The organism is Aestuariivirga sp. (assembly GCF_020252395.1).
Classification (GTDB): domain Bacteria; phylum Pseudomonadota; class Alphaproteobacteria; order Rhizobiales; family Aestuariivirgaceae; genus Aestuariivirga.
In genome coordinates this window covers 278,897-303,431 of sequence record NZ_JADCDB010000002.1, presented here as the reverse complement: position 1 = coordinate 303,431, position 24,535 = coordinate 278,897, and the positions used below count along the sequence as shown (strand labels likewise).

The window sequence follows — 24,535 nt, the reverse complement described above, 5'->3', positions numbered from 1 at the left end:
TTGGCTTTGCCTCCCAGAGGAGTTGTTCGGTCCTTTCGGCACTACTGCTCTGAGAAGAGACGGTTGGATCGAGGATGGGAATATCTCTGGCACCTGGCGGTCAAACGCGACACGGCAAATGCTCGACGCTTGCAATGACGAAGGAAGGGCATATATGTTTCACGCAGACAGATAGGTCAGATCCCCTATTCGATCAGACGCTTCAAACTCTGAAATATTCTCCTGACGGACAGTATCACCAAATTGAAGCCGCGCTCGATCAACATATTCCTGCTTGATGGCGACCCAAGCGGCATCAGGGTCGCTCAAATTTCAATGTCGACGATCCAGGCGATTGCCTTTCGGCGCAATCAACTACGTCGTGTGAGGGAAACGTTTCCCGAGATCGAGCGACCTGGCGTCTATATCCTGATTGGTTCAGACGAAAACCACCAAGACAGGCAACTCGCTTATATCGGCGAATCTGAGGGTGTTGGCGCAAGACTGTCTTACCATAATTCGAATGAATCCGGCCGAGACGCTAAGGGCTTCTGGACGGATACTGTCGTTCTGATCAGCAAGGATGAAAACCTGACGAAGAGCCATGCTCGATATGTGGAATCGTCTCTCATACGAAATATCGGCGGCAGTATTCGATGGTCAATGCCGAACTCCAAGCGACCGTCTGATGATGCGGGTAAGCTGCCCCTCCAAGATCGCGTCGACATGGACGAGTTTGTCGACCAGACAAAGACTCTGGTTGGGGCGCTAGGATGGGATCTATTCCGTGAGATGAAAGGGCGGCCGCCAGAGATACCAGGTCAGACTGCGAATGTTTCTGAGCCAGCTACCGATAGGCCTGCGATGTTCACCTTCATTGGTGAAGGCTACGCTGCGAAAATGATGGTGGGTTCGTCTGGGGAATTCGTCGTGACAGAAGGGTCAAAGGCCCGGGCTCGCACAACCCGAACCGTGCCTCGAGGGACGTTAGCACTTCGGGAGACATTGCTCGAAAGGGGTGTCCTCCGTCGCGATGGCGACTTCCTGGTATTCACCAGTAGCTACAGTTTTTCTTCTCCTTCATCCGCCGCTTCAGCTGTCATTGGTGCTAGCGCGAATGGGCGCATTCTATGGAAACTGCCGGATGGCCATACCTATTCGGAATGGGAGGCGGGACAAGAAGGTCCTCAGCAAACTGCGACTTGACCGTTCAGTGAATAAACTTCTCAGAATTCCCCAACCGCTCAGAACGTCCCGCCATCCAGCGTGACACCATCGACGCTACCGCCCGAGATGGCGATGACGTTTGCCATGGATGAGAGTTTCCCTTGTTGTCAGAAGTTGCCGCCATCGAGGACGAGGCCGGTGTCGAGATTGCCGGGTGGGCCTTGGGGTCCTGCGGATCCCGTTTGCCCCTGCTCCCCTGTTGGCCCGGTGGTTCCAAGAACACCGACCGCCACAGGACTCGCGAGAACGCGCGCCGTGATGGGCACATCGGATTGGGTTTTCAGGCGGATCGGCCCTGTGACCGACCGGCAGGAGACAGCTCCTGTCATCCAAGCCCCTGTCATCCGAGCCCCCGCGTCACGGGCTGCACCACAGGAATTTCCAGCATGAAGACGAGATGCCTGGGCAGCGTGAGATCGGTGCGAATAGGATCCAGCACCGCGCTCCCAGGCGAGAGGCTGGCAGTTTCGGTTGCGGGCACTACCAGTTCCACGATCCGGTCCGTCACTCGCGTGACACCGCCATTCCCGCTATTCAGAGTCGTGACCGGCATCGCGGCGCTCACCTTTGCGCGGAGCTGCTCGGTGAATGTCGCCCCGGCCGGAAACAGGTCGCTCTCGGCCTCGAGCTGCAGGCGACATTCATAGTCCACGACGATGGCCGGACCGTCCGAGACCGGGACGCTCATCGCCGCCACCCGCAGATTTTCTGGCCCGTCTCGTTGTGGGCGAGGATCTGCTCCTTCGTCTGGCGGGTCAGCACATCCTGCCGGGAGGGCCGGATGGGCTGCGCCCAGTCGCAGTCGTTCTTAAGCCGCGGGTCAGTCGCGCATCCAGCGGCCGAGACGGCGATCGAGAGCAGGATCGCTGCTGTTCTGAACGTCATGTCTTGTCTCCCCTGATTGCCGAATAGACTTGTTTCGTGCTGCCTCCCGTTTGGCCTCCCAAGCCGCTTGTCCCGCGGCGCGGCCCCTGAGCCAGGCAATGCCCAGCGCCGCGATGAGTGCGGCGAGGAGCGCCGCCCAGCCCGACAGACGGGACCAGGCGGCGGCCAGTATCGAGACGAGCACCCCCATCACGGCGTCTTCCCCGTGCGGTGATCCTCGATGCGGGCAGCCTTCGCCTTCCAGGCCAGCAGGATGACGATCAGGAAGATCGCCGCCCCGGCCCACGGCAGCACCGGCAGCAGCCAGTCGGTGAGATTGAGGAGACCCACGGTTCGCTCGGTCACATCCTTCGCCCGCTCGGCGGTCTCCACAGCGGGCACCACGACCGAGGCGGCGGCCCCGGCCATGCCCACGATGCCCGTGGCGATCTGGGCGTCGGCAGCCTTCACTATGCGGGATCCTTCCGGCCTGCCCTCCGCCCGCTCCCGCGACACAGCGCGCGGCCTGGCCCGCTGCAGGGCCTCCACGAGGACGGTATCGACATCCGGGCTGAGGCCCAGCTCGTTGTCGGCCCGGAAGGCCAGCACGGCAGCCCTGGTGCGCGGACCGTAGCGCCCGTCCACGATGCCGACCTCGAAGTATCCGAGGTCCTTCAGCTGCTGCTGGACGACCTTCAGCTCAGGGCGCTGTGGCCCGCCGGCAGCTATGGGGCGGCGGATGCCGAGCAACCGGGACTTCGGGTAGCGCGTCACTGTGACGGCATCGGACTGGTTGCCGCCCAGCACCTCGATCTGGCTGCCCGTTGCCTTGAGAAAGAAGGCGACATGGCCTTGCGCCGTGTTCGCGCCGCGCGTGAAGATGACGATATCTCCCTCCCTCGCCTGCTCGGGGCCGGCCACCTTCTCGCCCCAGGTGAGGTAGGACCGCGCATTCAATTTGCGCGTCGATGCGATGCCTGCCTTCTCGAGGCAGTAGCCGGCGAAGGCGGCGCACCAGGCGACCTCGTCATGCTCCACCCAATGGTGGCCGACGGTACGGTACATCTCCATGATCTTCGGGTTGTCGGCGGAGCCCTTCAGCTCCTTCGTGCCGAGGAGGCTCCGGGCGATGGTCATGTGGGTCATTGGCAAATTCCTTCTCATGGCCGGAGGCGCTCGCGGCCTTCGGCTTCGGTTGCGGGTTGAATGGATGGCTGGGGTGGGTGTGCCGGTGCGCCGCTCAGAGCGGCGGCAGCTTGGTCAGGCGCTCGAGCAGGAAGGCGTAGAGCTTGTCGATCTTGCCCTCGATGGCGTCGAAGCGCCGGGTGATCGACGGCTGGTCGATGCGGGCGACATCGAGTTCCAGCGTGCCGACGCGGGCGCGGATGTCGTGGATGTCGGCCCTGATGGTGGCGATGTCCTTCTTGATCTGCTGACCGGCGTCGGGGACGAGCGCCTCCTTCAGCTTCAGCATGGCGAGGAGAGCGCCGGCGAGGCCGCCGAGCCCCACCACGAAATACACCGCCGCCGGGATGTCCCCGGTCCAGTCATGGGTCATCAGGATATCTCCTGTCAGATGCTGTCAGATGCTGTCAGATGCCGCCCGCGCCGCCGGACCCCGGCTGCTTCAGGCTCAGTTGGGTGACGAACCCGCCGCCGCGGGAATAGCTGTGGGTGACGCTCTCGATGCGGTACGGGCCGTCTATTCCTGGCCTTGCGCCCGTGATGATGCAGAGCCCGTCCGGGATGGCGGCTGTATCGCCCTCGATGGTCACTGACCCCTCGCCCGCATCGCGCTCCGAGGTGGCCCTGTCGGAGGCGGTCTGCTGCCGCGCCTCGCCTTCATCGGGCTTCGCGTAGCGGTGATCGTGCCGGGCATCGACGGCGAGAGAGGTGCGCTCTTCCGTCTCCCGCCATTCGGCCTTGTTCGGATCGTACCAGCGCGCACGGACCTGCGAATACTGCGCCCGCCCGAGTGCCGGCGAAATGTCCCAGCCATGGAGGTTGCGGCCCCAGACGGCCAGGACAGCCGCGGTGTAGGTCCCGCCGCGCTTCGACATGATGGCCTTCTGGCCGGCCATCCGGAAGTTACCGCCGATCTCGCGCGCCAGACGCTCGCCCATGTGGATGAAGCTCTCGTCGCGCATCTCGAAGTATTCGCGCCTGATGGCGGCCAGCGACGGGTCGATCTCGATCTCCGTCACCCCGGCGGTCTGCCCCGCCGCCTTCAGGATATCCTCGACCGTCGTGCCGTCGAAATGCCGTTGCTGGCCTTCCTTCGGCTTCCTGGTGGTGTCCATGCCCTTGGCGGCGATCTGCAGCGTCCGCCCGCTCCCGCGCGAGCCCGATGACCTGACCTCGTCGACCGTACCGGTGAACACCACGCGCACTCCCTGGCCCTCCCATCCCAGCGCCACGATGACGGGCGCGCCGATCAGCGGCAGGACGATCCGGCCATCGGTGTCATCGATCTCAAGATTCGCTGTATCGGAGTGGGTTCCAACCTTGTCGGAGACCGAGAGCGAGATGAGAACCGGCGAGAGCGTGGCCGTGATGTTGGTCCCGGCGACCGTGACCATGAACACCGCGCGCTTCGACATGGAGGATCACCACAGCTTGACGGGATCGAGGATGGCCGGCCCGCGCGGCGCCGGAACAGGCATGTTGAAGGTGGCGCCGGCCGGCAGGAAGGCTCCAAGATCGGCCAGCCCCGGGTTCATGTCGTGGATCTGCTCCACGAGGCCCGGCATCGGCCGCTTGAAGCGCCGCCAGACAATGAGCGAGACGGTGACGAAATCACCCTGGACCGTGACTGGTTCGACGATCATGAGAACACGCCTGAGAAGACCGAAAAGAAGCTGCCGTTGGAAGGCTTGGCGGAGCGGCGCACCGAGATGTCCACATCGATCATCTTGCCGATGCCCCGGGCATCGAGGTAGCTGGAGCGCTCGGAGACCTTGTCGATCACCACCCAGCCCATCTGCGCGCCGTCACCCCGCATCAGGTAGAGCGGGCGTCCAGCGGCGCGGGCCTGGTAGAGCTTCTTCAAGTCGCCCAGGCCGCCAAACCTGTGCGGGAAGATCCGCGCCCTGATCGACCAGCTTTCGGAACCCTCGCCCACCCACTCGAGCGCCGGCCGGGCGCCGAGGACAGGCTTCTCGACGAAGGCCGCCTCATGGTCATGGCCGTACTCCGTCGCATTGAACGGGTAGACCTCGAATTTGATGGGGCCCAGTGACATCAGCATCAGGCGAACCTCATGGAGGTGTCGGCGAAGACGCCACGGAACGTTTCGCGGACCTCGTCACGCAGCACGCGCCGGATCTGCTGGACCACGTCCTCGGAGTCGGTCGTGCCGTTGAAGGTCATGTGGAAGACCGGCGCGACGGTGATGCCGCCGGCGGGGAATGAGCCTGCCCTGTTGACATAGCCGGAGCGCCCGGCGGTGATCAGTTCCGGACCGCGCTCGCCGACCAGATAGGTCGAACCTCGGGAGATGGGGCCGCCCTTCGCCCGCTGGCCATCGATGACACCCGTTCCCATCGGATCGCTGGACACCCCTTCGGCGCCGCCGAAGGAGAGCGCTGACCTGATCCGGCTTCCAATGCCGGAGACGTAGTTGAGGAGATCATTGGCGACGGAGACGATGCCGTCGAAGAAGGACTGCATCATCTGCCGGCCGAGCTCGTAGAGGCTCCCGACCGCCGCGGCGATCCTGCCCGGGAGCTCCGCGAACCACCTCACGACATTACCTATGGCAGTGCCCGCCGCGGCGCCCCACTGACGCCAGGTGCCCGGCGCGATTTCTAGGCTGAGCCTGGACATCCAGCCGAAGAGCGAACTGACCCCCGAGATCACCGGATCCAGCATCGGCCTGACTGGGCCCAGCGCGGCCATGAACGCCTCGCCGAAGGCAGCGAACATCTCCTTGATGCCCTGCCAGTTGTCGTAGATGAACTTGCCGGCAACGGCGATGCCGATCAGGATCGCACCCACGCCAGTCAGCATCAGCGCGCCGCGGAGGGCGACAGCAGCAGCCGTCACCAGCCGCAGAGGGTTGAGCAAGCCCAGAAGGCTGGAGCCAAGGGTGCCGGCCACCGCCTTGAGGCCGCCGGCGGACCCAAGCATGGTCAGACCGAGGCGCGATCCCCGGAGGCTTGTCAGGCCGCTCGCAAGCATGCCGAGTGGCGCTGTGATGACGACGGCCCGGAGGGCCGCCAGGGCCGCCGTAAGCCCCCTCAGCCCGAAGGCCAGGGACGCCAGCAGGCCGCCCTTGCCCATGAGCCCGATGAAGGTGAGGCCCGCCAGAGCCGCCCTGAGCGCCACGAATCCCGCCGTGATGGCAACCAGGGCGCCCGACACGCCGGGATACTGATTAACGATGGCCGTCAGCAGTTCGAGTACGGGCTTCAGCGCGCCCGCGATGCCGCCCAGGACCGGGACCAGGGCAGCGCCGATGCTGGTCTGGAAGTTCTGCAGCGCGATCTGGAACTGCTTCACCTGCTCGACGCTCGTCTGCATCATGCGGGCGAAGTCGGCGCTGATCACGCCATCGGCCTTCGCCGCCTCGTCTCGGAGCCTGATGTAGTCCTCGAGGCCGGTGAGGAGCGGTATGAGGCCCTTCTGGACCTGGGCGTCGGCGAAGAGTTCACCCAGCCTCGACATGTCGCCGCCGAGTGCCGTGTTGATGGCGCGGAGCGAGGCCTCGAGGGGATCGGTACCATTGGCCCTGGCGTCCTTCAGCACCTTCTGGATATCGATGCCGAGATCCTTGAAGTTTCCGATGGCATCGTTGGAATTGATCTTCTGCAGGATGTTGCTGAAATTCGTGGCGGCCTCCGAGGCGTCGCCTGCGCCGCGGCGCACGATCTGCAGGGCGCCGGCGATCTGCGCAAGGCCACTCCCGCCCGTGATCCCCTTGGAATTGGCGAGCGCCGTGATCGATGGCAGATATTGTGCCATGTCGCGGAGCTCGAAGCCGCCCGCCTTGCCGGCGGCGGCCATGACGTCGAAGGACTTGCCCAGGTCCTCGGCTGCCAGACCGAGGTTCGCCATCGCGGCGAAGCCCGCCTTCGAGAGGTCCTCGAGGCTAGCCCCCGTGGCGGTTGCGGCCCGTGCGATCGATGGCATGGCCCTGGTGGCGCGCTCCACATCGAGGCCCATGCCGACCAGGAAATCCTGCGCCCGAACGATGTCCGTCGCGAACTGGTTCATGTGCGAAGATGTCTGCTTCGCCGCCTCGCCTATGGCCGTCATCTGCTCCGCGGTGAGATTGCCCTTGGCGCCGATCTCAGCGAGCGCCCGGTCGAACTCCTGGGCGGCCCGCACTGGCGCGCCAAGCGCACTCCTCAGGATATAGAGCGTACCCACGGCATCGAGCATCCGCCCGCGCGCGGCATCCATGGCGCGGTTGTTCCGGGTGATCGCGGCATCGAGCCGGTCCGACATCCCGATCGTGCCGGAGGCCGCCTCCTTCACCGTGCGGGTGATGCCGCGAAGGCTGTTGGCGACGCGGCGCGCCGGGCCGGTCACCTGGTCGAGCAGGCTGACGATCAGTTGTGACGTGATGCTGGCCATCTAATGTGTACCCCTGGCGCCGGCGATGCGGCGCGCCTCGGCGTGCCAGAGCAGCAGTTCGGTCCAGTCCATGTCATCGAAGGCGGTGATGGGCGTCGACAGGACATGCGCGACATCCGCCACGACGCCACGCCAGCCTTTCATGCCGGGCCCCTGGGTAAAAAACCGCCGAGCACCTCCGAGATCGACGCAAAGTCCGCGGCATCCATCTCGTCCATGGCCTCCAGCGGCAGATCGCAGAGCGTGGCGGCCATCGCGACGCCCTGGTCGATCTCGCTCGCCCCGGGCTCCCGTGCCTTTTCCATTGCCCGGAGGTCACGGACCTTTGGGCGGCGGATGGTCACTTCGGCGATGGTCCTGTTTCCCACCTCGATCGGGTGGGAGAGTTTCACGCGAGCGGTATCAGTCATCATTATCTCCCAGGCTGGTCAGTTAACGTTGGACGCGCAGGATGCGGCGCTCGTCATCGTTCTGCGAAACACCGTCCAGCCGCCACTCGGCCGCGAAGAAGTCCCAGAACAGCTTCTCCTTCTCATTGAACCAGAGCTCGTAGTGCATGACCTCGTTGATGGCGTATTCGTGGCCCTGCAACTCGCCACGCTGGAAGGCGTCGGACTCGATCTTGCCGAGGCGGCCTTCGATGATGGCCTTGGCCTCTATGGCCAGCCCCACCCGTTTGTCGCGGATCACGCCATAGGCGGTGAACACTTTCTGGCGCGAGGAGCCGAGACCGAACTGGGTCAGCAGATCAGGGTCCCAGCCGTTCAGCTTGAAAGTGGGCTCCAGCTTCTGGATGCCGACCGCCACTTCGATCTGCACCCGGGATCCACCGGCGTGGTGGTCCTGGTAGATTTCCTGGAGCGGTGGCAGTTTGAGCTCGGCCAGCGTGAGGTGCTTCGATGCGGCGGGATCATGATCGCCACAAAACAGGTTACACGCCTCCATGATGTAGATGGTGCTCATGGCTTGATATCCTTTCTGTTTGGCGCTCAGCCGGTGACCGCATCGACCTGCGCGAGCAGGTCATCCAGCAGCGCATCGAGTGCGGGACGGTAGCGGGCGGACTGGATCCCGAGGTAACGCAGCACCGGGGCCTCCTCGGCGGCGAAGTTGATGGTGAACCGGCCCTGGCGCAGCTGCTCGGGCGAGTTCTGGTCGCGGGTGAACTTCACCTCGTAGCCGAGGATGTCGCCATCCGCCTTGAGGTCGCGCATGGCGAAGCTCATGGTGTTGAGCACCGCCTGGATGGTCTGGCCGGTGAGGTTGAAGCGACCGAGGTAGAAGCGCAGCGTGCGCAGGAACATCAGGTGGATGTAATCCCTGCCCCGCGTCACGTTATAGAAACGCCAGAGATCGTCGGTTCCGGCATTGTCGGTGCCGACATAGACAAACCCGCCGGCGGCGATGGACGTCTCGACGCCGAGTTCGCCGCGCAACAGCACGCCGATGTTTTCGGCGAGCAGGCGCTGGCCCTCGGTCGCCCCGTCGGTGAGCGAGAAGTTGATGGGCCGGGACGGCCCGAGGATACCCGCCACTGGCTGGTTCGCCCAGGAATGAAACGGCCGCCCCTGCTTCTCGTGATCGCGCCGGACCCCGATCCCCACCACGGCGGGCGACATTGGCCTGTTGACCGAGACGCCATTGGCCAGAACCTTCACCGCCGGATCGACAGGAATGATCCTGCTGTTGCTGATCGTAGCGCGCCAGGCGATAGCCGCCGCTTCGGTGGTGGCGGGCCCGTCCACGACGGCATGGGCGAGGAGCTTGTTCAGCACCTCCGGAAGTGCTGCACACACGGCATTGGCGAGAAGGGCTAAGGTGGCCGTGGCTGCCGCCGCCAAGCCGCCGCCGCCGGAGAACGCGATCGTGGGGGCCGAGCTGTAGCCGGAGCCCGGATTGGTGATGGTCACGGAACCAACGCGGCCGGCCGGAACGGCCGTACCCGCCCCACCGGTGCCCGCCCCGGCGATGGCCACGGCTGGGGGCGAACTGTAGCCCGACCCGGGGTTGGTGACCGTGAAGCCCGTGATCACGCCTGCCGCAACCGTCGCGGTCGCAGTGGCCTGGATGCCACCAGCGGTTTGCGGCGCGGACAGCGTGACGGTGGGCGCGCTGGAATACCCTGTGCCGCCCGTCGTGACGGAGATCGATCCGACGCCATTGGTCAGCACTGCCGTTGCGGCTGCCCCGGAACCGCCACCGCCGGAGAACGAGACGGTGGGCGCCGAGGTATAGTTGTTGCCGAGGTTTGTCACCGAGATGGCGGAAACGCCGTTTTCCTGCTGCGACGTAAATCCCGGAGCACAGATCAGGCGCGGGATGACGCCAAGCACCGGCCCGGCCTCGACAAAGGCGTGAATGCCAGTCTTGAGCGCCGAGCTGCCGATGATGTTCTGGATGGTGGCGGCAGCGTTCACGCCATCGGTGATGCGGACCACGACAAGCTTCGCGGCAACCTGGAACTCGCCGAGCTGGGCGTTGATCAGGTCAATTGCGTCACTGATCGTGCCGCCCGTGCCGAGCGCGGCGTAAAGCGTGGCGTCGTCACTGTACATGAACACCGGCGTGTTCAGCGGAAACGACGTTGCGTTGGCGGCCGGCGCGGTGCCGATGATGCCGGCGACGCTCATGTCGCTGAAGACCGCGGGGCGCGGCTCCTTGTCGACACGCGTAATCGAGATGCCAAATGCCGGGTCGGACATTCCAGTTTCCTTTCAGAAGGCGCGATTTTTGCGCCGGGTTGACGGGGATGGGGACGGCGGGAAGGTGTGAAGGGGTGAAGGGGTGAATCGATCAGCCAGGCCAGCCGGTCGCGATGTCGATAGCGGCGAGGGCAAGGGCGCAGACAAGGACGGGAACGGCGAGTCCCTTCCAGTCGAACGGCAGGCCGGGTCCGCCACCCTGCTCCCACTGCGTGAACTCGCGGCCCACGTAGAAGAACGCGCCCGCGGCGAGCCCGGCATGGAGGCCGAGGATCAGCCAGACGGCGCCGGCGATGAGCAACGCGACGACCGCGTGGCAGAGGTAATAGCGGGGGAGCGGGCAGTTCATGTGGCCTCCGGCATAATGCTCTTCGCCTCCCACGAGGCGATCACGGCCCGATAGGGATCGAGCGATGTTATGCGTTCATTCTCGTAGTGCCGGGTGTCCGGGTCGACCCGCTCAACAATGCCATGGTCCCCGTACCATTGCAGGGCATGGACATCGGCAGGCAGACTGCTGACGTCGATCCCGGCGCGGCACACGCCGTCAATGCAGCACACTGCGTCGTGGCGAATCATCGTAAGTCTCATCTCAACCTCCAATGAGTTTCGGATCGAGCCTTGAGACGACACTCGCCAGCAGCACCTGCTGGCTTGCCTCGTTGGCCTTCGTCATTTCGTTCCGGAAGCTTTCGACGGCCGCTCCCGTCTGGCGCTGCTGCTGGCTGTTCTCGATGAGCAGCAGCGGAATCCAGACATCGACGCAGTCCCATTTGTCAACGTGCTCGCCCGTCTGCGGATTGACGCCGCGCACCGGGATGTACTGTTTGCATCTGTGCCCGATGCAGGGTTTGCCGATGTAACGGCACAGCGGCTCGGCCTCGTCCTTGCGTCCGAACATGCCTCAATCCTTCTGCGCGATGATGACGTCGACATAGGCCACGCTCATGTTCAGGCTGGCCGACACGGAATGGCTGTGAGCGGAACCGGTGAACGAATGACCGTGAGCGAGGGAGAGGCCGGCGCCATCGGTCACGCGGCTATAGGTTCTTAGCCGATAGGGCCCGTCATCGTAGGCTTCACCCGAGCCGCTGCCGCCGTTTCCGCCGATTTCGACGAAGGCATGCTGGTGCCACGGCATCTGGGCCGTTGACAGTGTCGTATCCCCGACCGAACCGCCCGCAGCCACCCCATTGGTGACGCCGGCAATGCCACGGTCAGCGAAGACGGCCGTGAATGCAAGACTGCCTCCATAACCCGCCGCTCCACCGGTGACGCGCAGTGAATGATTGTAGCCGGGATTGGCGTCCTTGGTCCATCCGGTCGGCGCAGTGGTCTGCTGGAACAGCATGCGGGTGCCGGACGGCGCGGGGAGTCCGGATATCTGCGAAGGCGGATGGGTGTGGCTGAGGGGCGCAAAGGCGGCCGCCAGTGCTGTCGCCGCGAGACCGGCCGGAAGCCGCGCCTCCGGCACCGTGCCACTGGCGATCATGCTGGCGTCGAAGGCGATGGGCGACCACTTGTTGCCGATGAGCCTGAGGAACATGCCGGCGGCAGCCCCCGTCAGATCGACGTCGGAAAGTGCTGCCAGCGCCAGCTGGACACTGGCGCTCATCTTGGCGTCGAGGGCTGCCTGCAGGCCCGCCACGTCGTTGATGACATGGCCGTGGGTGGCGGCAGCCCTGGAGAGAAGCCCCGCCATCACCGCCGCCATGTCGGTGTCAATCGCGCCAAGGGCGGCGATGAGGCGGGCCACGTCCTCGTCGAGGAAGTTCGTGGCGTGGGGGAGTTGATAGCCCCGGTTCGAAGTGGTGTTGTTAACTGGCATGGTTCACCCTCAAATCGACACGGCGCGGAGGTCCTGCACCGCCGGGCGCGCGGCGGGAGACCCCGTCAGCGTGACCTTCATGCGGCCGGTGACCGCGGTGATCGACGGGTAGCGGTACTCGCGCTCCAGCCAGCCGTCGTCGAGCACGTCGGTCTGCTGGATGGCCGTCGCGAGCCAGACGCCGTCCGACTTGTCGAAGGCCACATCGACCGCTGCTCCCGCCGGCAGCCACAGCTTCATGTAAGCGGACAGCCGCACCGCCGTTCCCATGGCCATCGCCCTGGAGACGTAGGTAGCCGACGTGGCTATGGTCCCCGCCACAAGAATGATGCCGGGGAACAGGATCGGGCTCATCTTCGCGCTGCCGCTCAGAACGGCGCGCAGCGTCACCGTTTCCGTCACGAAGGCGTCGAGCTCCCAGTTCGTATTGGGCGAGAGCTTCTTGACCTCACCACCCGCCCGCACGATCTCGAAGACCACATTGGTGTCACCCGACGGGATCAGAACCGAGGCGCGCGCCATGAGGTCGGAGGCATTGGTGAGCGGGAACGTGCCGAAGGAGATGGTCCTGGAGACTGCTGAGAACCTGGCCGCGACGATCTGGAATGATAAATCGTCCTTCTGGTGCGCGGTCCATGCCGTGGCGGTCGCCGATGACAGCAGCATGCCCACCACATAGGGCTGGGCGCCCACGAACTGCTGGGCCACAGGGTCGAAGCCGCCGATGCTGGCGAGCGCCAGCGCATGATCATCGTCATTGGTCCGGACGATGAAGCCATATTCGAGGCCACCCGTGACGTGAACCGGGACCGGGAACCGAACCTGCACCCACTGACCGGCCACCGCGTTCGCGATGCCCGTGAATGTCTGGGCGATGCTTTCGCCGGTCGGGAAGCCGTGCTCAGTCCGGACGAGCTCGACCATGATGCCTTTGGACTTGTCGCCGAATGCCGCGAACTTGACGTCGAACCCGGCGATGAAGCGGTCTTCCTCGATGATGAAGGTCTGGGCCACGGGATCGGGCGAACGCGAAGGCTCCCTGACGCCATCGACCGGAACGCCTGGGTTCTGTGGTTGCGGCCGTGGTGCCCTTGTCGTGGTTACGGTGCGCGTGATGAAGCGCGTCACGGTCGTGGTGCGCTGGATCGTGTCGGCGTCATAGTAGCCGTTCGACACGAACAGGGCCTGCGCCCAGCTTCCGCCGGCACCCTCGGCGTAGATCATCGCCCGGCCGGCGGGCATGTTCGCCGGAATGGTAAAGGTGAGCGCGATCGTACCCAGCGCATTGGCGGTCTGCGAGCCGGGTGGCTTGACGCTGACACCGGCCATCTCCAGCTTCGACAGGTTCTCGCCCGCGCCGAAACCGGAGATCGTGACGGTGACCGTGATCTGCCGCATGAACGGTGACAGCGCCACAGCATCTGAAACGAGGTTTTCGTCGACCGAGACCTGTTCGCGCACAGTCTCGGTGACGCGACGGCCCGGATTATTGCCAGTCACATTGCGCTGAACAGTCTGCACGACCTGCTGGGTGACGAAGGATTGCTGCAGCGTGTCCTGTGGCTGATCGACCCAGAAATCGACCGGCGGCTCCAGCTTCATCTCGGCGGGCAGATTTTCGTAGCTGTTATAGGGATTGATCCTGATCTGGCCGGTCACCAGCGGCTGCGAGGCGATCACCTCCTCGGTGTAATTCAGCAGTGCCGGCGCGGCGAGCGTAGGATAGAAGAAGCTTGGCGTGATCGGAAGCTGCATCGCCCCCTGAAACACCGCCGCGGTCTGGGCCGTGCCGAGATCGCGATAGAAATCATTGATGAGCGGATCGACAAACACACCCTTTTTCGCCACAGGCTCGCGGCTGTCGATTTCGCGCTTCAGCCGCTCCAGACCGAGAAGGTTGAAGGCATCGACCAGCTTCTCATACATGCGGTGGATGCGGGTGAAGTGATAGGCCCGGACACCGATGTTGCGAATGGTGGGAGTGCCCATCCAGTTGTTCTCGACCACGGCGAGCGGCAACAGCGTGACGGGTGCAATGGGCGGCTGCGGCGCGCGCCGCATGGAAACACCCTTCACATAGGCAGGGAGACCGCTGGCATCGAGGCAAAGGAGATCGAAGCGCGGCAGCTTCCAGCTGTAGCTCAGCAGCACCGTGGTTCCGGTGACACCTCCCGTGAGGGTCACGGTCCTGTCGGTCTGGGTGACCGGCGTCACGGCGGAGAGATAGCGGTATTTGACGGTGTAGCTCGATCCCGTGGCGGGCTCGGCGCCGGCCGGCGCCCACGACACCGTATCGTTCACCAGATTGTAGCTGGTCCCGGCCACGTAGGTCGTGCCGCCCTGCCTGACCTCGATGATCGAGGTGACCGAAGGATCGGGCAGCGCGTCAGCGCTGTTCGTCGTGCCCTTGATGATGGTCCGGGTCACTTCCTTGGTGACGATCGCCGACGTCAGCGTGGCGATGGGCGGATAGAGCACGGTGATGACGGCGGTGCCGGTGCCACCATCCGCGAAGGTCGAAGGCTCGGCAGCGATGGTCTCGGTATCCCACGCCTCGGTTTCCTCGTGGATGATCGCCGCGTCCCGGCTGCGCTTGAAACCGTAGATATTGGCGATACCCTCTTCAATGGAGAAGCGCTGCCTGGTTCCGGTCTTGCCCAGCGCCGTCACCCGGCAGCCCTCGACGATGTAGCTGCCATGGGCGTCGCGGTCATAGGTTGCAAGCGCCGCCGTCACGCCGGATAGCTGGGGCGGCGGGGTCTGGTCGACGACCGCCCCGTCCTTGATGAGATAGACCGAGAACAGGTTGCCGGTCTGGCCGTCGCCCGAGCGGCCCCAGGCGATGGTTTCCGTCTCGCGGCCGGCACCTGGCTCGCCCTCTGCCTCGGAGCCAGGGTGGAGGCCCAGAAGATCAGGGTCCTGGACCTCGGTCACCACGGTGCGGATGAGGCGAACGCCGACTGACACAGCGCCGGTCATCGGCACGCCGTTCAGGGTCTGAGCTGCGACCGGGCGGACGTCGCCCTGCACATAGATCGTGCCGGCCCCCAGCACCACGGTGCCGGTCTGCGGATCGACGAGGATTTCGGCGCCGGTCACGCGGTCGCCGTCCTTGGCGATGAGATCGCCCACCCGGCGGTTCCGCGCTTCCGCGATGCTCTGTGCCTCCATGTGCTCGGCGGCCTGCGCCAGCTTTTCCTCGCGGAACAGGACGCGCGCCACATGCGGCTTGTCCGGCGTCCGGTCGTAAACGCCCGCGAGGCCGGAGGAATGGTTGAAGGGTGCGGGCATTGTCTCTCCTAGACGACACGCAGCACGGCGCGGCAGCGCTCGCGAACCGTGCGACCAAACTCGATGGTCTCGGTCTTTTCGACGGCCCCGGCGCCACCCCTCAGCGCCGGGGCATCGGCCCAGAGCAGTCCGGGCCGCGCCGGATCGGCCAGCGTTGCGCCGAGCCGGACCTGCCATCTGGCGGCGGTCTGCCCGTAGCCATCGCCGAAATCCGTCTGGGCCTCGACATAAAGCGCCGAAGCGCCGGTCACGCCGGCGGACAGCGGATCGAATTGCGACCCGCCCACCTGATAGGGCGAGGCCGCGCTGCCGCTGGTCACGCGCCGCCATACCCGCGCGCGGCGATGCCCGATCACCGCGCCACCGGCGGTCAGGAACGTGATCCAGGCGCTCATCGCCGCAAGATTGCCGATGATCGTGTCGCGGCGAATCTGCTGGCCGACATCCGACCACGGCGCCGCGGGCCATGGCGTGGCTGACCACGTCGAAACAGTAGGAGGCGGCACGCTGGCCACCCAGACGCCGAGCGCGGTGAGCTCTGCCTGCGTCATGGTGTGGTCGCGTTCATAGAGCCGCCCGAAGCTCCACTTTGCCCCGCCCGTCCGGATGCACGCGCCGGAGTGGGTTGAATACATGGCGTTTGAGCGCCGCTTCCACGAATACTCCATGGCCCGCAGGTCATGGGTCCGGAAGCCGCGCCAGAAATGCGAACGCACCGGGACTGACAGCTGCGTAACGCCCTCGATCCGGTTGAGGTCCCGTTCCTCGCTGTCGCGGACCCTGCCCAGATGCAATTGGAACAGGTGCCAGCGGGTGCGGCGAATTTCTGCTTCCTCGATAGCGCCTGAGTATCCGAGCCAGCCCAGCCCCCTGGCTATGGCGGCTGGCGTCCCTCTGACGCGCTGCCAGCGAATACCGTCGTCGATGAGCTGATAGAGGTTCGGGACATAGGGCGACAGCTCGCCCAGCCCATACTCGTAGATCAGGAACGGCAGCCACGACGGCGGCGTTCCGATATATTTGATGCCGCGCGATATGGTGATCGGCGTATCGAGCCTCACCGCCGGATCGCTGGCGCGCGAAAACGCCTTTTCGAACGGCGTGGCATGCCATGGCAGAAGGTCTGTCATGCGATCAGAAGTCCCGTCCGGCGACCGTCAGCGTGACCGTCCCGACCGAGATCGCCTCGCTGGGCTGGGCGATCACATCGGTGGCGGGAAGCGTGATCGCCGCCTTGTAGATGCCGGCGCGCATCAGCCGCGACGTGATCCAGGACAGCGTCATGTCGAAGCCCAAACGGCGTTCAGCGAGCCAGTCGGCCCTGAGCGCCGCCTCGACGTCAGCGAGAATGCTCTCGCTCGTATTGGGCAGCAAGGTGAGCTGTGCTGTGATGTTCTGCGGTTTCTGGACGGCCGCCGAAACGGCGATGGTGTCGTTCACCATGCGCACGTCCGCCGCGGTCAGATGCCCGGTCACCGTGGCGATCAGGTCCGCGTCCGGGACGCCATTATTGTCGGTAGCGTAGATCGCGCAGCGCACGACCGGCGTCAGCCCGTCGCGCCACACCACGGCATCGGCAACGCGCGGACTGGCGCTCAGTGCGACAAAGCGATAGCGCGGCTCGGTGCCGCCCGTCGACCTCCCGCGGATCGCCAGAATGATCCTGCTGCGCAGCCGCGCATCGCTTTCATTTGCGAGTCGCGTCACGTCATACCAGGCCGCCAGATGATCGAGGTCGGCGCCGGCGGCAAAGGCCAGGAGATTGGCGCGGGCCACGTCATTGGCGCGGGCGCGGAGGAGGATTTCGCGATAGGCGAACACCTCGATCAGCTTCCGGGCGGGCTCGCTCTCGAGGTCGATGACCCCGGCGATCGCGGGAAACCGCGCCACCAGATCGTCCCGCATGAGGGTGACGATCGGTTCGTAGCTGACCGTCTCGATCACCTCGGGCGGCGGCAGCACGGAGAGATCAAGCGCGGTGTCGTGGCTCATGCCGCTCGCTCCTGAAACCTGATGCCGTCCGGGTTGGCATAAGCATCGAGACGGCGCGCGCCATCGACCGTGAAATCCCCATAGACAGCGCGCGGACGGTATTCGCCGTCGAGAAACACATGCAGCTGGCCGTCTCTGGTCACCTCGACCACCTGGATCTGCGTGATCCGGAAGCGGGGCTCCCACTGCTCGATCGCTGACGTGACCGCCGCAAAATATGGGACCACCTCGTCGGGTGTGATCAGCCTGCCCAGCAGATTCGGAACGAAGGACCCGTACCATTCGCGCATGATGCGGGTGCCGAACTGCGTGGCGAAGATGTCGGCCAGCGACTGCACGACATGGTCCCAGCCGGTGATGATCCCGCCCGTCGCGGCGTCGAGGCCTGCCGACGGGCTGTTGAGATCGGCGGCCATCGCCATCACCCGGCGCTTTTCGTCCTGGACTTGGGCTTCGGCGCGCCTTCATCGGTGGCGTCACCGCCTTCATCCGTTTCGGCCTCCGGGGCCCCGGCGGCGGTCTCCACCGGAGCCTCCTCCAGGGCCAGCGTGCCGAGTGTCAGTTCGTATTGGGCCTCCGCCGGGGTCAGCTCCAGAACGGTGCCAACGCCCGTATTGTTGCGCCCGGCCACGAAGCGGCCGGCCTTCTCGGTGATGATGTATCGTGTCATTGGTCTGTTCCTCAGTTTGCCGGGACGTCGGTAAGCCCGCCGCCGGGCGCCACGCCACCGTGGATGTGGGTTGAGCCGATGTTCCTGCCATCATGCGTGACCTTGCCGCCGGTGATGGCCACACCGCTGCGGGTGATCTCGACCGCGACGCCGCCCACCTTGATGAGAACGCGCCCGCTCGTGATCTCGAACTCCGTGCCGCCCACCTTGAGCTGCGTCAGATCATCCCTGATCGCTGCCTTGACGTTCCCATAAGTCAGGACGTTCTCGTCACCCTTTGATGAGGGTGACTGGTTCTTGTCGCTCCAGGTCATCGGGAGCACCACCGCCTGCTGCCAGTCGCCGCCAGGCGACAACAGCGTGAACTGCTGGCCCTTCGACGGCGGCGTGTGGACCTTGAGCGCCCCGGCGATCTGGGCGTAAGGCACCCAGGGCGAGAGGAACGGCTTGCCATCCACATCCTTGCCGAAGTTGAGCCTGACCCGCTGCCTCGCCGCATCGACCTCCTCGACCGTACCGTGCCGCATGACGCCGGAGAAACGCCGCTCGAGCTCGGCAATGCGGGAGGCGAGCTCGACCAGTTCACGGACCGCCATGCGGGACCCCTTGCTCTGCCAACGCCCCGTCATCGAGGGTTGCGCTGATGCCGCCAGTCACGGCCATGCCCTCGACCACGGCAGGATCGCCGCCCTCGCCGAGGACCGGACCCAGCCCGATGGCACTGGCCGTCGCCTTGTGTATCCCCAGCATGTTGGCCGCCCGTTTCCATTGGGCGACCTCGGCCCCCTCGATGGTCAGGCGCAGCAGATCGGCGATCGGCTGCAAGGCCTCATCCTCCTCCATGACGGCGAGAACATCCGCCCAGGCCGAGCCAGCCGCGAGGACTGCGCCGTCAGCCGGGGCCTCGATCAGGTCACAGGTAAGGACGATCTGCCTCGCAGCGAAGCGGACCCCGCCCTCGGCGGAAGCACCGCGCCGCGACAGGCGCCGCTTCACACGCGGCACCAGCTTCATCCAGACCCGGGACCAGCTGTTGCGCTCGCGGGTCAGCGCCGCCATCACCTGGTGCTCCATCATGTCGAGCACCAGCTCCATGCCCTCATCGGTGTGCGGAATGGTGATCGTCACCTCGCCCTCGATCTCCACCCGCGCGGCGATCGCCGCCTCGATGACGAGATCGCAGGCGACATCGGCGTGGAACAGGTCACGGCCCGTGGGGATCGCCTCATGCTCGTCGGTCATCACCACCAGGATCGGCTGCCGGTTCTCGGCGATGGTGAGGTCGATGGGATCGATGGCGCTGTCGAAGACCCGGTCCTCGGCCAGTGTCGCGCCTTTGACGGCGCGCGCCGCGGCGATGCGCATGGCGAGGCGGGACAGGCTCATGCGGGTTGATCCTCGCGGACGAGTATGAGGGCGGTGTCACCCATGTCTGTGTGCTGGACGCCTGAGACAGCGTAGAAGGGCGATCCAGCCCTGCCGGGGAATGCGATCCTGTCGCCCCTGGCGGGAGCGAAGCCGAGCGCCGAGACCTGGGCAGCGGTCATCCAGAACTCGGCCCGCATGACCTGCATGCGGGTGGAGCCCGAGAACTCGCCGCCACTGGCCTGGCCCTTGATCTGGGACTCGCCCGGGCCCGCCGAGAAGACGCCCCAGACATTGGCCGCGGGGCGATTGTCGTCAGCTGAGCGCTGCACATATTGAGAGGACACGCGCGGCGTCAGGATTGCGGCCTCGCCGTAAGCTGTCTCGACGGCGGAGGACATCAGCCCGTCGAGAGCATCGAACGGCGAGACCATGGCGTCAGACCTCCTTACGTGCGGCGCAGCGGCATCAGGACGCGCGGACGCGTGCAGTAGTGGAGTGCATTCATCTGGAACTCCACATTCACGCCCTTGTCGTTGGGCTTCTGCCACTGTTTCGCATAGAGGCGCTGGCCCGGCCGGTTGACGGTCTCGATGTAGTCCGCCGGCGCATAGAGGGTCTTGAAGAGACCCGGCACGCCGATGGGGAACGCATGGGCCTTGTCATCGCCAACCGACACGCTGCCGCCGCCGCGGTATTCCTCCCACACGATGCCGCCGAACTCGAACCCGCCATAGGTCTTGCCCGTGGTCGAGACGTAGCCCGCCCGGAGATCGGCCGCCGCTGAATAGTTGAGGTAGGTCTCGCGGACCTCCTTGTGGGCATAGAAGTCGTCAGCAAAGGCCTTGCCCATGATGACCATCACGCCGCGGAAAGGCAGGCCGCCAAGGCTGTCGGCCATGGCGCGCAACAGCACGGCACACCTCCTGCGGAGCACGCCAGCGGCGGGGCTTGTGTTGTCAAGATCGAAGTCGACCTCGGCGGGGAGGCTTTCGCCGAACTCCGTTGCGTAGTTGTAGATCTGGGTCGTGCCGTCGCTGTCGAAGAGGATGCCGCTCTTGATGACCGAGAGACGATGATACTCCTCGGTCAGCGCGAAGTCCTGCGAGTGGACCGCGGCCTTGCGCGCGATCTTGCCCTGCAGGGTTTCGACAGCGATCTCCGATCCGAAGGCGCGAACCCCCATCACCTCGTCCGCGTAGATGGCATCGTTCCTCTGAAAATGAGGAACGGTCAGCTTGCGGAGCGACCGGCGGCCGATATCACGCGTATCGCCGGGGCCGCCGCGCGGCGACGATGGAATCAGCAGAAGACTCTCCGCCGACTGCTTTTCGATGGCCACATCGAGCGTATCGATGCTCTCGACCTGAAACAGGTCAAGCTCGCCGATGCGGCCGGGAACGTAGCTGATTTCGCGCATGGCCTCGGTCATGGTGGTGACCGAGAAGGCGTCCGCGTTGAAGATATCGAGCACAGGCATGACCCGTTATTCCTTTCTGAAGTCCGGCGATCAGGCGCGGACGATGATGCCAAACGCGGCGAGCTGCGTGGCCTTCGCCGCGCGCTTGGCCGCGTCATTGACGGTGGCGTGATAAACGAGAGCGTCCACCCTCACCTCCGCGTCGCGGGCGATGATGGCGATGATCTGATCAGCACTCGTCGCGTCGCAGCCATAGAGGGCTACGGCCACGGCCGTCTGCGAACCGTCGGCGCCGGTTGCGGGCGAAGGCACCAGCTTTCCGCTGATGGTGAGCCTTCCGAGGACGGTGCCGGGCGCAATGATGCCGGATCCGGAAGCCACGATGCCGGCCTCCCGGGAAATCTGGCCTGCTCCTTCGGACAGCAGGAACTCGCCGGGATGGCGGCCTTCGTTGAAAACAGTGGGCATGGGAAGGTCTCCTTGTGAGGGTTGATCAGCGCTTCACGCCGATCGAGCGGTTTGCGGCGGCGATGGCGTGTTGCCATCCGCGGCTGGCGCGCTCGCGTGCATCTGGTTCTCGGGGCTCGGTGCTGGCCCCAATCTCGGGGCCGCTCATCGCGCGTGACGCGAGCGCATCGACGGCGGTTTCCTTGGGAGAGGCGGCAAGAAGCTTTTCGGCCTCATTGACCGACAGCGCCGTTTCGGTGGCCAGGATCAGGGCCTGGGCGCCACGGCCCTTGGCTTCTTCACCGGAAACGATTGCCCGGATGCGGGCACGTTCCTCTTGGCGCGCAGCTGCAACAGCCGCGCTATGTTCTTGAACGGAAATTCCGGCATTATCGGTGGCCGGCGCGCCCTCATTCGTGCTCATCTTGATCCCTCCTGTGCGAGCGTTACGCCCGGATGGGCGGGGTTGTTGGCTAAGTGTGGAAAGAACTTCGTCGAAGCTGGCAATCCGGTCGGCAAGACCAAGGGCAATGGCTTCTTGGCCGATGAAGGTGCGGGCTTCGGTGGCGCGCGCCATGGAGGCTGGGAGTTTGTTGCCGCGGCCGGCGCCCACCACCTCCAAAAACTGCTGGTAATGAGCATCGACACTCGACTGCAGATCGGCCCGCACTGCATCCGATAAGGGCTCGAACGGATTGCCATCGACCTTGTGGGAGCCTGCAAAGATCAGGGTGGGCTTCACGCCTTGTGCCGCGAGTTCGCCCGAGCGGTCGGCATGCAACATGACGACACCGATCGACCCCACCATGGAGGTGGGCGAGATCACGATTTCATTGGCGGCACTGGCAATCCCGTAGGCGGCGGAGGCCGCCATGTCGTTGACAAGCGCCGTCACATGCTTGGTCTGGCGCACCGAACGGATCAGATCCGCCAGACCCGCCATGCCGGAGGCTTCACCCCCGGGGGAGGAGATATCGAGCAGGATCGACCGTACATCCGGGTCTGATGCTGCATCGCGGATTTGCGCCGCAATCCCCTCATAGCTCGTCATTCCGGACCGGCTGTCGAGCCAGGCCCCGCGATTGACGAGAGTGTCGAGCACGGGGACCATGGCAACGCCCCCGCTGGCACGGGTCAAGGCCCGGCCACCGCTTTCGCGGCGCTGAGAGCCCACAAAACGGCTGGCATCCGGGGCCTTGCCGTCGACAAGACTGGCATCGATACCTATGCGGCCGCTGAGCACGCCGAGGATGATCTCGGCCTTGGCCGGATGGAGCAGAAGCGGCGTGTTGAGGAGGCGATCTGCAAGGTGAAGCAACTGTCCCGGCATCAGTATCCCCCTGAGCGGAGGCCAAAGCGGCGGCGATGGCCGGATTGGCCTTTGCAAAGCGCCTCAAGGCGCGAGAGTTCAGCCCGCAGCGCACCGATGTCGCTCTTCCCATACTGAACCCGCCGCCTGACGCCGTTGCCGGCATCGAATTCAACAACTTCGGCGCGGCGTCCTTCGAGGAGCGCGTAATAGGCTTCGCGGATCCTTGGCAGCACAGCGCAAGGGTCGGCGTAATCGGTCAGAATGGTCATGGGTTTGTGCTGTCTCCGGCAGGGTCGGCGGCGTTCGGATCGCCGTTGCCGGTGATGCCCTGGTGTTGTGCTTCTGGGAGACCATAGGTCTCGCGCATCGCCAATTCGCGGGCGCGCTGCGCGTAGACATCCTCGATATCGTGGCCGAGTTCCTCGGCAATCGCGGCGTCGGTCATGACGCCGAGACGGCTCCAGATCTCATGAGCCTTGGCGGTCTTGAGATCATCGGCCTGTGGTTTGGGGGCGCCGCGCCAGATGGCCCGTGATGCAGCCGAGCGATTGGCCAGAAACCCGTCGAGGCCGCCCGGGAAGGGGATGCCACCGCGGGCGATCTCCTCTTCGAGCCAGGCCTCGTAGACCGCATTGGAGAACGGCGCGATCAGATGGGCGCGACGATAGAGCGTAATCTGGAAGATCTCGCCCGTGGCCATGCGCACGCTCGAATAGGTCGCATTCGTGTAATCTGCCGTGGCGCTTTCATAGGTGAGCCCCATGCAGCGGGCGAGTTCACGAAGTAAATGGGCTGCAAAGTCCCGGTAATCGGAATGGGGATGCTGGGCGCGGTGAAGCTCCAGCTTCTGGCCCGGAAAGAGATGAGCAATTCGGCCATTGATGCCGAGATCGATGGTGGCGTTGTCGTACCAGCCCGATTGCGCCTGGACATAGGCGTCCCAGGGCGACACACCACTGGCAGCAAGGCGGGCCTGCTCCTGCGGCGTCAGAAGGCCCGCGAGCACTTCCTCAGTCGGTTCATCCGAGGTGATCGAAGCCGCGAAGACCGTCTGCAGGATTGCTGCGGTCAGTGTTGCATCCGAGAGCTGGTCGAACTGGCGCGCCACCTGCAAGGCGGGCGTCAGCGGGCTGATGCCCCGGATTTGGCCCGGCATGCCGTCATAGACGTGGACGACACGGGCCCGCCCTCGGGCATCGCGTGCCAGAACCTCATATTCCTCGGTTGTACCGCGCAGGACATCTTTGCGGGTTGCAAGATAGGCGACGGGCATGCCGTCCCCATTCATGCGCACGCCTTGAGCGATATTGCGCAGGGAGTCGTCTCGGCGGACCACGCGGTGCGGCGGAATGATCCGCACCTTGGTGCCGTAACGGCCGCCTGGGCGCTCGCGCCAGGGGATTTCTGCCCAGATTTCGCCGGTGGCGAACCAGGAGCGGAAGGCTGCGGCCTGCATCAGCGCGAAGGTGCGGCGTCCTTCGATGTCACACTCGTAAGGCCGGTCGGCCCAGAGGTTCCAGCGCTGCTCAACAAGCTGTGCCCATTCCTCGGCCTGATCATTGGTCATGCCGAAGAGCTCGTTCTCCGGCATCGCCTTCAAACGAAGGCCATTGCCGACCGTATTGGCGACAGCCTGATCAAGGGCGCCAGCCATCCAGCCGGAGTTCTGGATTAGATCAATCGTGCGCGCCGCTGCCAGATCCCAGGAGGCGCCGACGTCATCGGCAGCTTCACGCAGCGCCGGCCGCCAACCGCCAAACACCACGCCGCGATTGCCGCGCATAAATTCGGCCCGGATGGCAGGCGGCATGACGTTGCGGCCGCGAACTGGCGCAAACCAGTCGCGAACCATGTCCATCAT

The 24,535-nt window shown here is 65.0% G+C and carries 30 protein-coding genes; 1 reads left to right on the top strand and 29 read right to left on the bottom strand.

Annotated elements, in window-relative coordinates:
- Positions 1–243 precede the first annotated feature (243 nt).
- Positions 244–1,185, top strand: coding sequence for a GIY-YIG nuclease family protein (locus IOC82_RS02800; RefSeq protein ID WP_290544645.1), 942 nt, complete (start codon positions 244–246; stop codon positions 1,183–1,185).
- 361 nt (positions 1,186–1,546) lie between these two features.
- Here the strand turns inward: IOC82_RS02800 and IOC82_RS02795 are convergent, their stop codons facing one another.
- From IOC82_RS02795 to IOC82_RS02655, 29 genes are all read right to left on the bottom strand, one after another.
- Complete coding sequence (locus IOC82_RS02795; RefSeq protein WP_290544644.1) at positions 1,547–1,894, bottom strand: hypothetical protein; 348 nt, start codon at positions 1,892–1,894, stop codon at positions 1,547–1,549.
- Positions 1,891–2,091: a hypothetical protein gene (locus IOC82_RS02790; RefSeq protein WP_290544643.1), complete on the bottom strand. Its 201-nt coding sequence runs from the start codon at positions 2,089–2,091 to the stop codon at positions 1,891–1,893. Before IOC82_RS02790 ends, IOC82_RS02795 begins: the two co-directional genes overlap by 4 nt.
- A gap of 189 nt (positions 2,092–2,280) precedes the next feature.
- On the bottom strand, positions 2,281–3,216 hold the full coding sequence (locus IOC82_RS02785) for a TIGR02594 family protein (protein WP_290544642.1): 936 nt from the start codon (positions 3,214–3,216) through the stop codon (positions 2,281–2,283).
- A gap of 94 nt (positions 3,217–3,310) precedes the next feature.
- On the bottom strand, positions 3,311–3,628 hold the full coding sequence (locus IOC82_RS02780; RefSeq protein WP_290544641.1) for a hypothetical protein: 318 nt from the start codon (positions 3,626–3,628) through the stop codon (positions 3,311–3,313).
- A gap of 34 nt (positions 3,629–3,662) precedes the next feature.
- Positions 3,663–4,670 carry a late control protein gene (locus IOC82_RS02775; RefSeq protein WP_290544640.1) on the bottom strand — a complete coding sequence of 336 codons (1,008 nt, stop codon included), beginning with the start codon at positions 4,668–4,670 and terminating at the stop codon, positions 3,663–3,665.
- 6 nt (positions 4,671–4,676) lie between these two features.
- Positions 4,677–4,898: a tail protein X gene (locus IOC82_RS02770; RefSeq protein WP_290544639.1), complete on the bottom strand. Its 222-nt coding sequence runs from the start codon at positions 4,896–4,898 to the stop codon at positions 4,677–4,679.
- On the bottom strand, positions 4,895–5,317 hold the full coding sequence (locus tag IOC82_RS02765) for a phage tail protein (RefSeq protein ID WP_290544638.1): 423 nt from the start codon (positions 5,315–5,317) through the stop codon (positions 4,895–4,897). Before IOC82_RS02765 ends, IOC82_RS02770 begins: the two co-directional genes overlap by 4 nt.
- A complete protein-coding gene (locus tag IOC82_RS02760) occupies positions 5,317–7,647 on the bottom strand; it encodes a phage tail tape measure protein (RefSeq protein WP_290544637.1) in 2,331 nt (776 codons plus the stop codon). Before IOC82_RS02760 ends, IOC82_RS02765 begins: the two co-directional genes overlap by 1 nt.
- On the bottom strand, positions 7,648–7,791 hold the full coding sequence (locus IOC82_RS02755) for a hypothetical protein (RefSeq protein WP_290544636.1): 144 nt from the start codon (positions 7,789–7,791) through the stop codon (positions 7,648–7,650). It lies immediately after the preceding gene.
- A complete protein-coding gene (locus tag IOC82_RS02750) occupies positions 7,788–8,057 on the bottom strand; it encodes a phage tail assembly protein (protein WP_290544635.1) in 270 nt (89 codons plus the stop codon). Before IOC82_RS02750 ends, IOC82_RS02755 begins: the two co-directional genes overlap by 4 nt.
- Before the next feature lie 22 nt (positions 8,058–8,079).
- The gene (locus IOC82_RS02745; RefSeq protein ID WP_290544634.1) at positions 8,080–8,610 is read right to left on the bottom strand and encodes a phage major tail tube protein; all 531 of its coding nucleotides are present in this window, start codon (positions 8,608–8,610) and stop codon (positions 8,080–8,082) included.
- Positions 8,611–8,636: 26 nt separating this feature from the next.
- Positions 8,637–10,349, bottom strand: coding sequence for a phage tail protein (locus IOC82_RS02740; RefSeq protein WP_290544633.1), 1,713 nt, complete (start codon positions 10,347–10,349; stop codon positions 8,637–8,639).
- 91 nt (positions 10,350–10,440) lie between these two features.
- Complete coding sequence (locus IOC82_RS02735; protein ID WP_290544632.1) at positions 10,441–10,698, bottom strand: hypothetical protein; 258 nt, start codon at positions 10,696–10,698, stop codon at positions 10,441–10,443.
- Entirely contained in the window at positions 10,695–10,940 is a 246-nt protein-coding gene (locus IOC82_RS02730; RefSeq protein ID WP_290544631.1) for a hypothetical protein, read from the bottom strand. The genes IOC82_RS02735 and IOC82_RS02730 overlap by 4 nt, the downstream gene beginning before the upstream one ends.
- Position 10,941: 1 nt before the next feature.
- Positions 10,942–11,250: a hypothetical protein gene (locus IOC82_RS02725; protein ID WP_290544630.1), complete on the bottom strand. Its 309-nt coding sequence runs from the start codon at positions 11,248–11,250 to the stop codon at positions 10,942–10,944.
- A gap of 3 nt (positions 11,251–11,253) precedes the next feature.
- Positions 11,254–12,177, bottom strand: a complete 924-nt coding sequence (locus IOC82_RS02720; RefSeq protein ID WP_290544629.1) for a hypothetical protein — start codon at positions 12,175–12,177, stop codon at positions 11,254–11,256.
- Between the two features lie 9 nt (positions 12,178–12,186).
- Positions 12,187–15,468: a DUF4815 domain-containing protein gene (locus IOC82_RS02715; RefSeq protein WP_290544628.1), complete on the bottom strand. Its 3,282-nt coding sequence runs from the start codon at positions 15,466–15,468 to the stop codon at positions 12,187–12,189.
- Between the two features lie 8 nt (positions 15,469–15,476).
- Complete coding sequence (locus tag IOC82_RS02710) at positions 15,477–16,598, bottom strand: phage tail protein (protein WP_290544627.1); 1,122 nt, start codon at positions 16,596–16,598, stop codon at positions 15,477–15,479.
- A 4-nt stretch (positions 16,599–16,602) separates the two neighbouring features.
- On the bottom strand, positions 16,603–17,460 hold the full coding sequence (locus IOC82_RS02705) for a baseplate J/gp47 family protein (RefSeq protein WP_290544626.1): 858 nt from the start codon (positions 17,458–17,460) through the stop codon (positions 16,603–16,605).
- Entirely contained in the window at positions 17,457–17,876 is a 420-nt protein-coding gene (locus IOC82_RS02700; protein WP_290544625.1) for a GPW/gp25 family protein, read from the bottom strand. Before IOC82_RS02700 ends, IOC82_RS02705 begins: the two co-directional genes overlap by 4 nt.
- 5 nt (positions 17,877–17,881) lie before the next feature.
- On the bottom strand, positions 17,882–18,130 hold the full coding sequence (locus tag IOC82_RS02695) for a hypothetical protein (protein ID WP_290544624.1): 249 nt from the start codon (positions 18,128–18,130) through the stop codon (positions 17,882–17,884).
- Between the two features lie 11 nt (positions 18,131–18,141).
- The gene (locus IOC82_RS02690) at positions 18,142–18,726 is read right to left on the bottom strand and encodes a phage baseplate assembly protein V (RefSeq protein ID WP_290544623.1); all 585 of its coding nucleotides are present in this window, start codon (positions 18,724–18,726) and stop codon (positions 18,142–18,144) included.
- Complete coding sequence (locus tag IOC82_RS02685; RefSeq protein ID WP_290544622.1) at positions 18,713–19,516, bottom strand: hypothetical protein; 804 nt, start codon at positions 19,514–19,516, stop codon at positions 18,713–18,715. Before IOC82_RS02685 ends, IOC82_RS02690 begins: the two co-directional genes overlap by 14 nt.
- Positions 19,513–19,929 (bottom strand): hypothetical protein, encoded by a 417-nt coding sequence (locus IOC82_RS02680; protein WP_290544621.1) that lies wholly within the window; start codon positions 19,927–19,929, stop codon positions 19,513–19,515. The genes IOC82_RS02685 and IOC82_RS02680 overlap by 4 nt, the downstream gene beginning before the upstream one ends.
- 14 nt (positions 19,930–19,943) lie before the next feature.
- A complete protein-coding gene (locus IOC82_RS02675; RefSeq protein ID WP_290544620.1) occupies positions 19,944–20,975 on the bottom strand; it encodes a major capsid protein in 1,032 nt (343 codons plus the stop codon).
- Between the two features lie 30 nt (positions 20,976–21,005).
- Entirely contained in the window at positions 21,006–21,383 is a 378-nt protein-coding gene (locus tag IOC82_RS02670; RefSeq protein ID WP_290544619.1) for a head decoration protein, read from the bottom strand.
- A 25-nt stretch (positions 21,384–21,408) separates the two neighbouring features.
- Complete coding sequence (locus IOC82_RS02665; protein ID WP_290544618.1) at positions 21,409–22,692, bottom strand: S49 family peptidase; 1,284 nt, start codon at positions 22,690–22,692, stop codon at positions 21,409–21,411.
- On the bottom strand, positions 22,692–22,943 hold the full coding sequence (locus IOC82_RS02660; RefSeq protein WP_290544617.1) for a hypothetical protein: 252 nt from the start codon (positions 22,941–22,943) through the stop codon (positions 22,692–22,694). Before IOC82_RS02660 ends, IOC82_RS02665 begins: the two co-directional genes overlap by 1 nt.
- Positions 22,940–24,535, bottom strand: coding sequence for a phage portal protein (locus IOC82_RS02655; protein ID WP_290544616.1), 1,596 nt, complete (start codon positions 24,533–24,535; stop codon positions 22,940–22,942). Before IOC82_RS02655 ends, IOC82_RS02660 begins: the two co-directional genes overlap by 4 nt.

What these genes read in the sequence shown, in the direction of transcription:
- IOC82_RS02700 (WP_290544625.1), bottom strand. Translation starts at nt 17,876, where the DNA reads ATGGCCGCCGATCTCAACAGCCCGTCGGCAGGCCTCGACGCCGCGACG.
- IOC82_RS02795 (WP_290544644.1), bottom strand. Translation starts at nt 1,894, where the DNA reads ATGAGCGTCCCGGTCTCGGACGGTCCGGCCATCGTCGTGGACTATGAA.
- IOC82_RS02660 (WP_290544617.1), bottom strand. Translation starts at nt 22,943, where the DNA reads ATGACCATTCTGACCGATTACGCCGACCCTTGCGCTGTGCTGCCAAGG.
- IOC82_RS02685 (WP_290544622.1), bottom strand. Translation starts at nt 19,516, where the DNA reads ATGAGCCTGTCCCGCCTCGCCATGCGCATCGCCGCGGCGCGCGCCGTC.
- IOC82_RS02720 (WP_290544629.1), bottom strand. Translation starts at nt 12,177, where the DNA reads ATGCCAGTTAACAACACCACTTCGAACCGGGGCTATCAACTCCCCCAC.
- IOC82_RS02690 (WP_290544623.1), bottom strand. Translation starts at nt 18,726, where the DNA reads ATGGCGGTCCGTGAACTGGTCGAGCTCGCCTCCCGCATTGCCGAGCTC.
- IOC82_RS02665 (WP_290544618.1), bottom strand. Translation starts at nt 22,692, where the DNA reads ATGCCGGGACAGTTGCTTCACCTTGCAGATCGCCTCCTCAACACGCCG.
- IOC82_RS02765 (WP_290544638.1), bottom strand. Translation starts at nt 5,317, where the DNA reads ATGCTGATGTCACTGGGCCCCATCAAATTCGAGGTCTACCCGTTCAAT.
- IOC82_RS02760 (WP_290544637.1), bottom strand. Translation starts at nt 7,647, where the DNA reads ATGGCCAGCATCACGTCACAACTGATCGTCAGCCTGCTCGACCAGGTG.
- IOC82_RS02715 (WP_290544628.1), bottom strand. Translation starts at nt 15,468, where the DNA reads ATGCCCGCACCCTTCAACCATTCCTCCGGCCTCGCGGGCGTTTACGAC.
- IOC82_RS02775 (WP_290544640.1), bottom strand. Translation starts at nt 4,670, where the DNA reads ATGTCGAAGCGCGCGGTGTTCATGGTCACGGTCGCCGGGACCAACATC.
- IOC82_RS02745 (WP_290544634.1), bottom strand. Translation starts at nt 8,610, where the DNA reads ATGAGCACCATCTACATCATGGAGGCGTGTAACCTGTTTTGTGGCGAT.
- IOC82_RS02730 (WP_290544631.1), bottom strand. Translation starts at nt 10,940, where the DNA reads ATGAGACTTACGATGATTCGCCACGACGCAGTGTGCTGCATTGACGGC.
- IOC82_RS02710 (WP_290544627.1), bottom strand. Translation starts at nt 16,598, where the DNA reads ATGACAGACCTTCTGCCATGGCATGCCACGCCGTTCGAAAAGGCGTTT.
- IOC82_RS02695 (WP_290544624.1), bottom strand. Translation starts at nt 18,130, where the DNA reads ATGACACGATACATCATCACCGAGAAGGCCGGCCGCTTCGTGGCCGGG.
- IOC82_RS02755 (WP_290544636.1), bottom strand. Translation starts at nt 7,791, where the DNA reads ATGAAAGGCTGGCGTGGCGTCGTGGCGGATGTCGCGCATGTCCTGTCG.
- IOC82_RS02655 (WP_290544616.1), bottom strand. Translation starts at nt 24,535, where the DNA reads ATGATGGACATGGTTCGCGACTGGTTTGCGCCAGTTCGCGGCCGCAAC.
- IOC82_RS02680 (WP_290544621.1), bottom strand. Translation starts at nt 19,929, where the DNA reads ATGGTCTCGCCGTTCGATGCTCTCGACGGGCTGATGTCCTCCGCCGTC.
- IOC82_RS02675 (WP_290544620.1), bottom strand. Translation starts at nt 20,975, where the DNA reads ATGCCTGTGCTCGATATCTTCAACGCGGACGCCTTCTCGGTCACCACC.
- IOC82_RS02670 (WP_290544619.1), bottom strand. Translation starts at nt 21,383, where the DNA reads ATGCCCACTGTTTTCAACGAAGGCCGCCATCCCGGCGAGTTCCTGCTG.
- IOC82_RS02725 (WP_290544630.1), bottom strand. Translation starts at nt 11,250, where the DNA reads ATGTTCGGACGCAAGGACGAGGCCGAGCCGCTGTGCCGTTACATCGGC.
- IOC82_RS02735 (WP_290544632.1), bottom strand. Translation starts at nt 10,698, where the DNA reads ATGAACTGCCCGCTCCCCCGCTATTACCTCTGCCACGCGGTCGTCGCG.
- IOC82_RS02780 (WP_290544641.1), bottom strand. Translation starts at nt 3,628, where the DNA reads ATGACCCATGACTGGACCGGGGACATCCCGGCGGCGGTGTATTTCGTG.
- IOC82_RS02785 (WP_290544642.1), bottom strand. Translation starts at nt 3,216, where the DNA reads ATGACCCACATGACCATCGCCCGGAGCCTCCTCGGCACGAAGGAGCTG.
- IOC82_RS02740 (WP_290544633.1), bottom strand. Translation starts at nt 10,349, where the DNA reads ATGTCCGACCCGGCATTTGGCATCTCGATTACGCGTGTCGACAAGGAG.
- IOC82_RS02770 (WP_290544639.1), bottom strand. Translation starts at nt 4,898, where the DNA reads ATGATCGTCGAACCAGTCACGGTCCAGGGTGATTTCGTCACCGTCTCG.
- IOC82_RS02750 (WP_290544635.1), bottom strand. Translation starts at nt 8,057, where the DNA reads ATGACTGATACCGCTCGCGTGAAACTCTCCCACCCGATCGAGGTGGGA.
- IOC82_RS02790 (WP_290544643.1), bottom strand. Translation starts at nt 2,091, where the DNA reads ATGACGTTCAGAACAGCAGCGATCCTGCTCTCGATCGCCGTCTCGGCC.
- IOC82_RS02705 (WP_290544626.1), bottom strand. Translation starts at nt 17,460, where the DNA reads ATGAGCCACGACACCGCGCTTGATCTCTCCGTGCTGCCGCCGCCCGAG.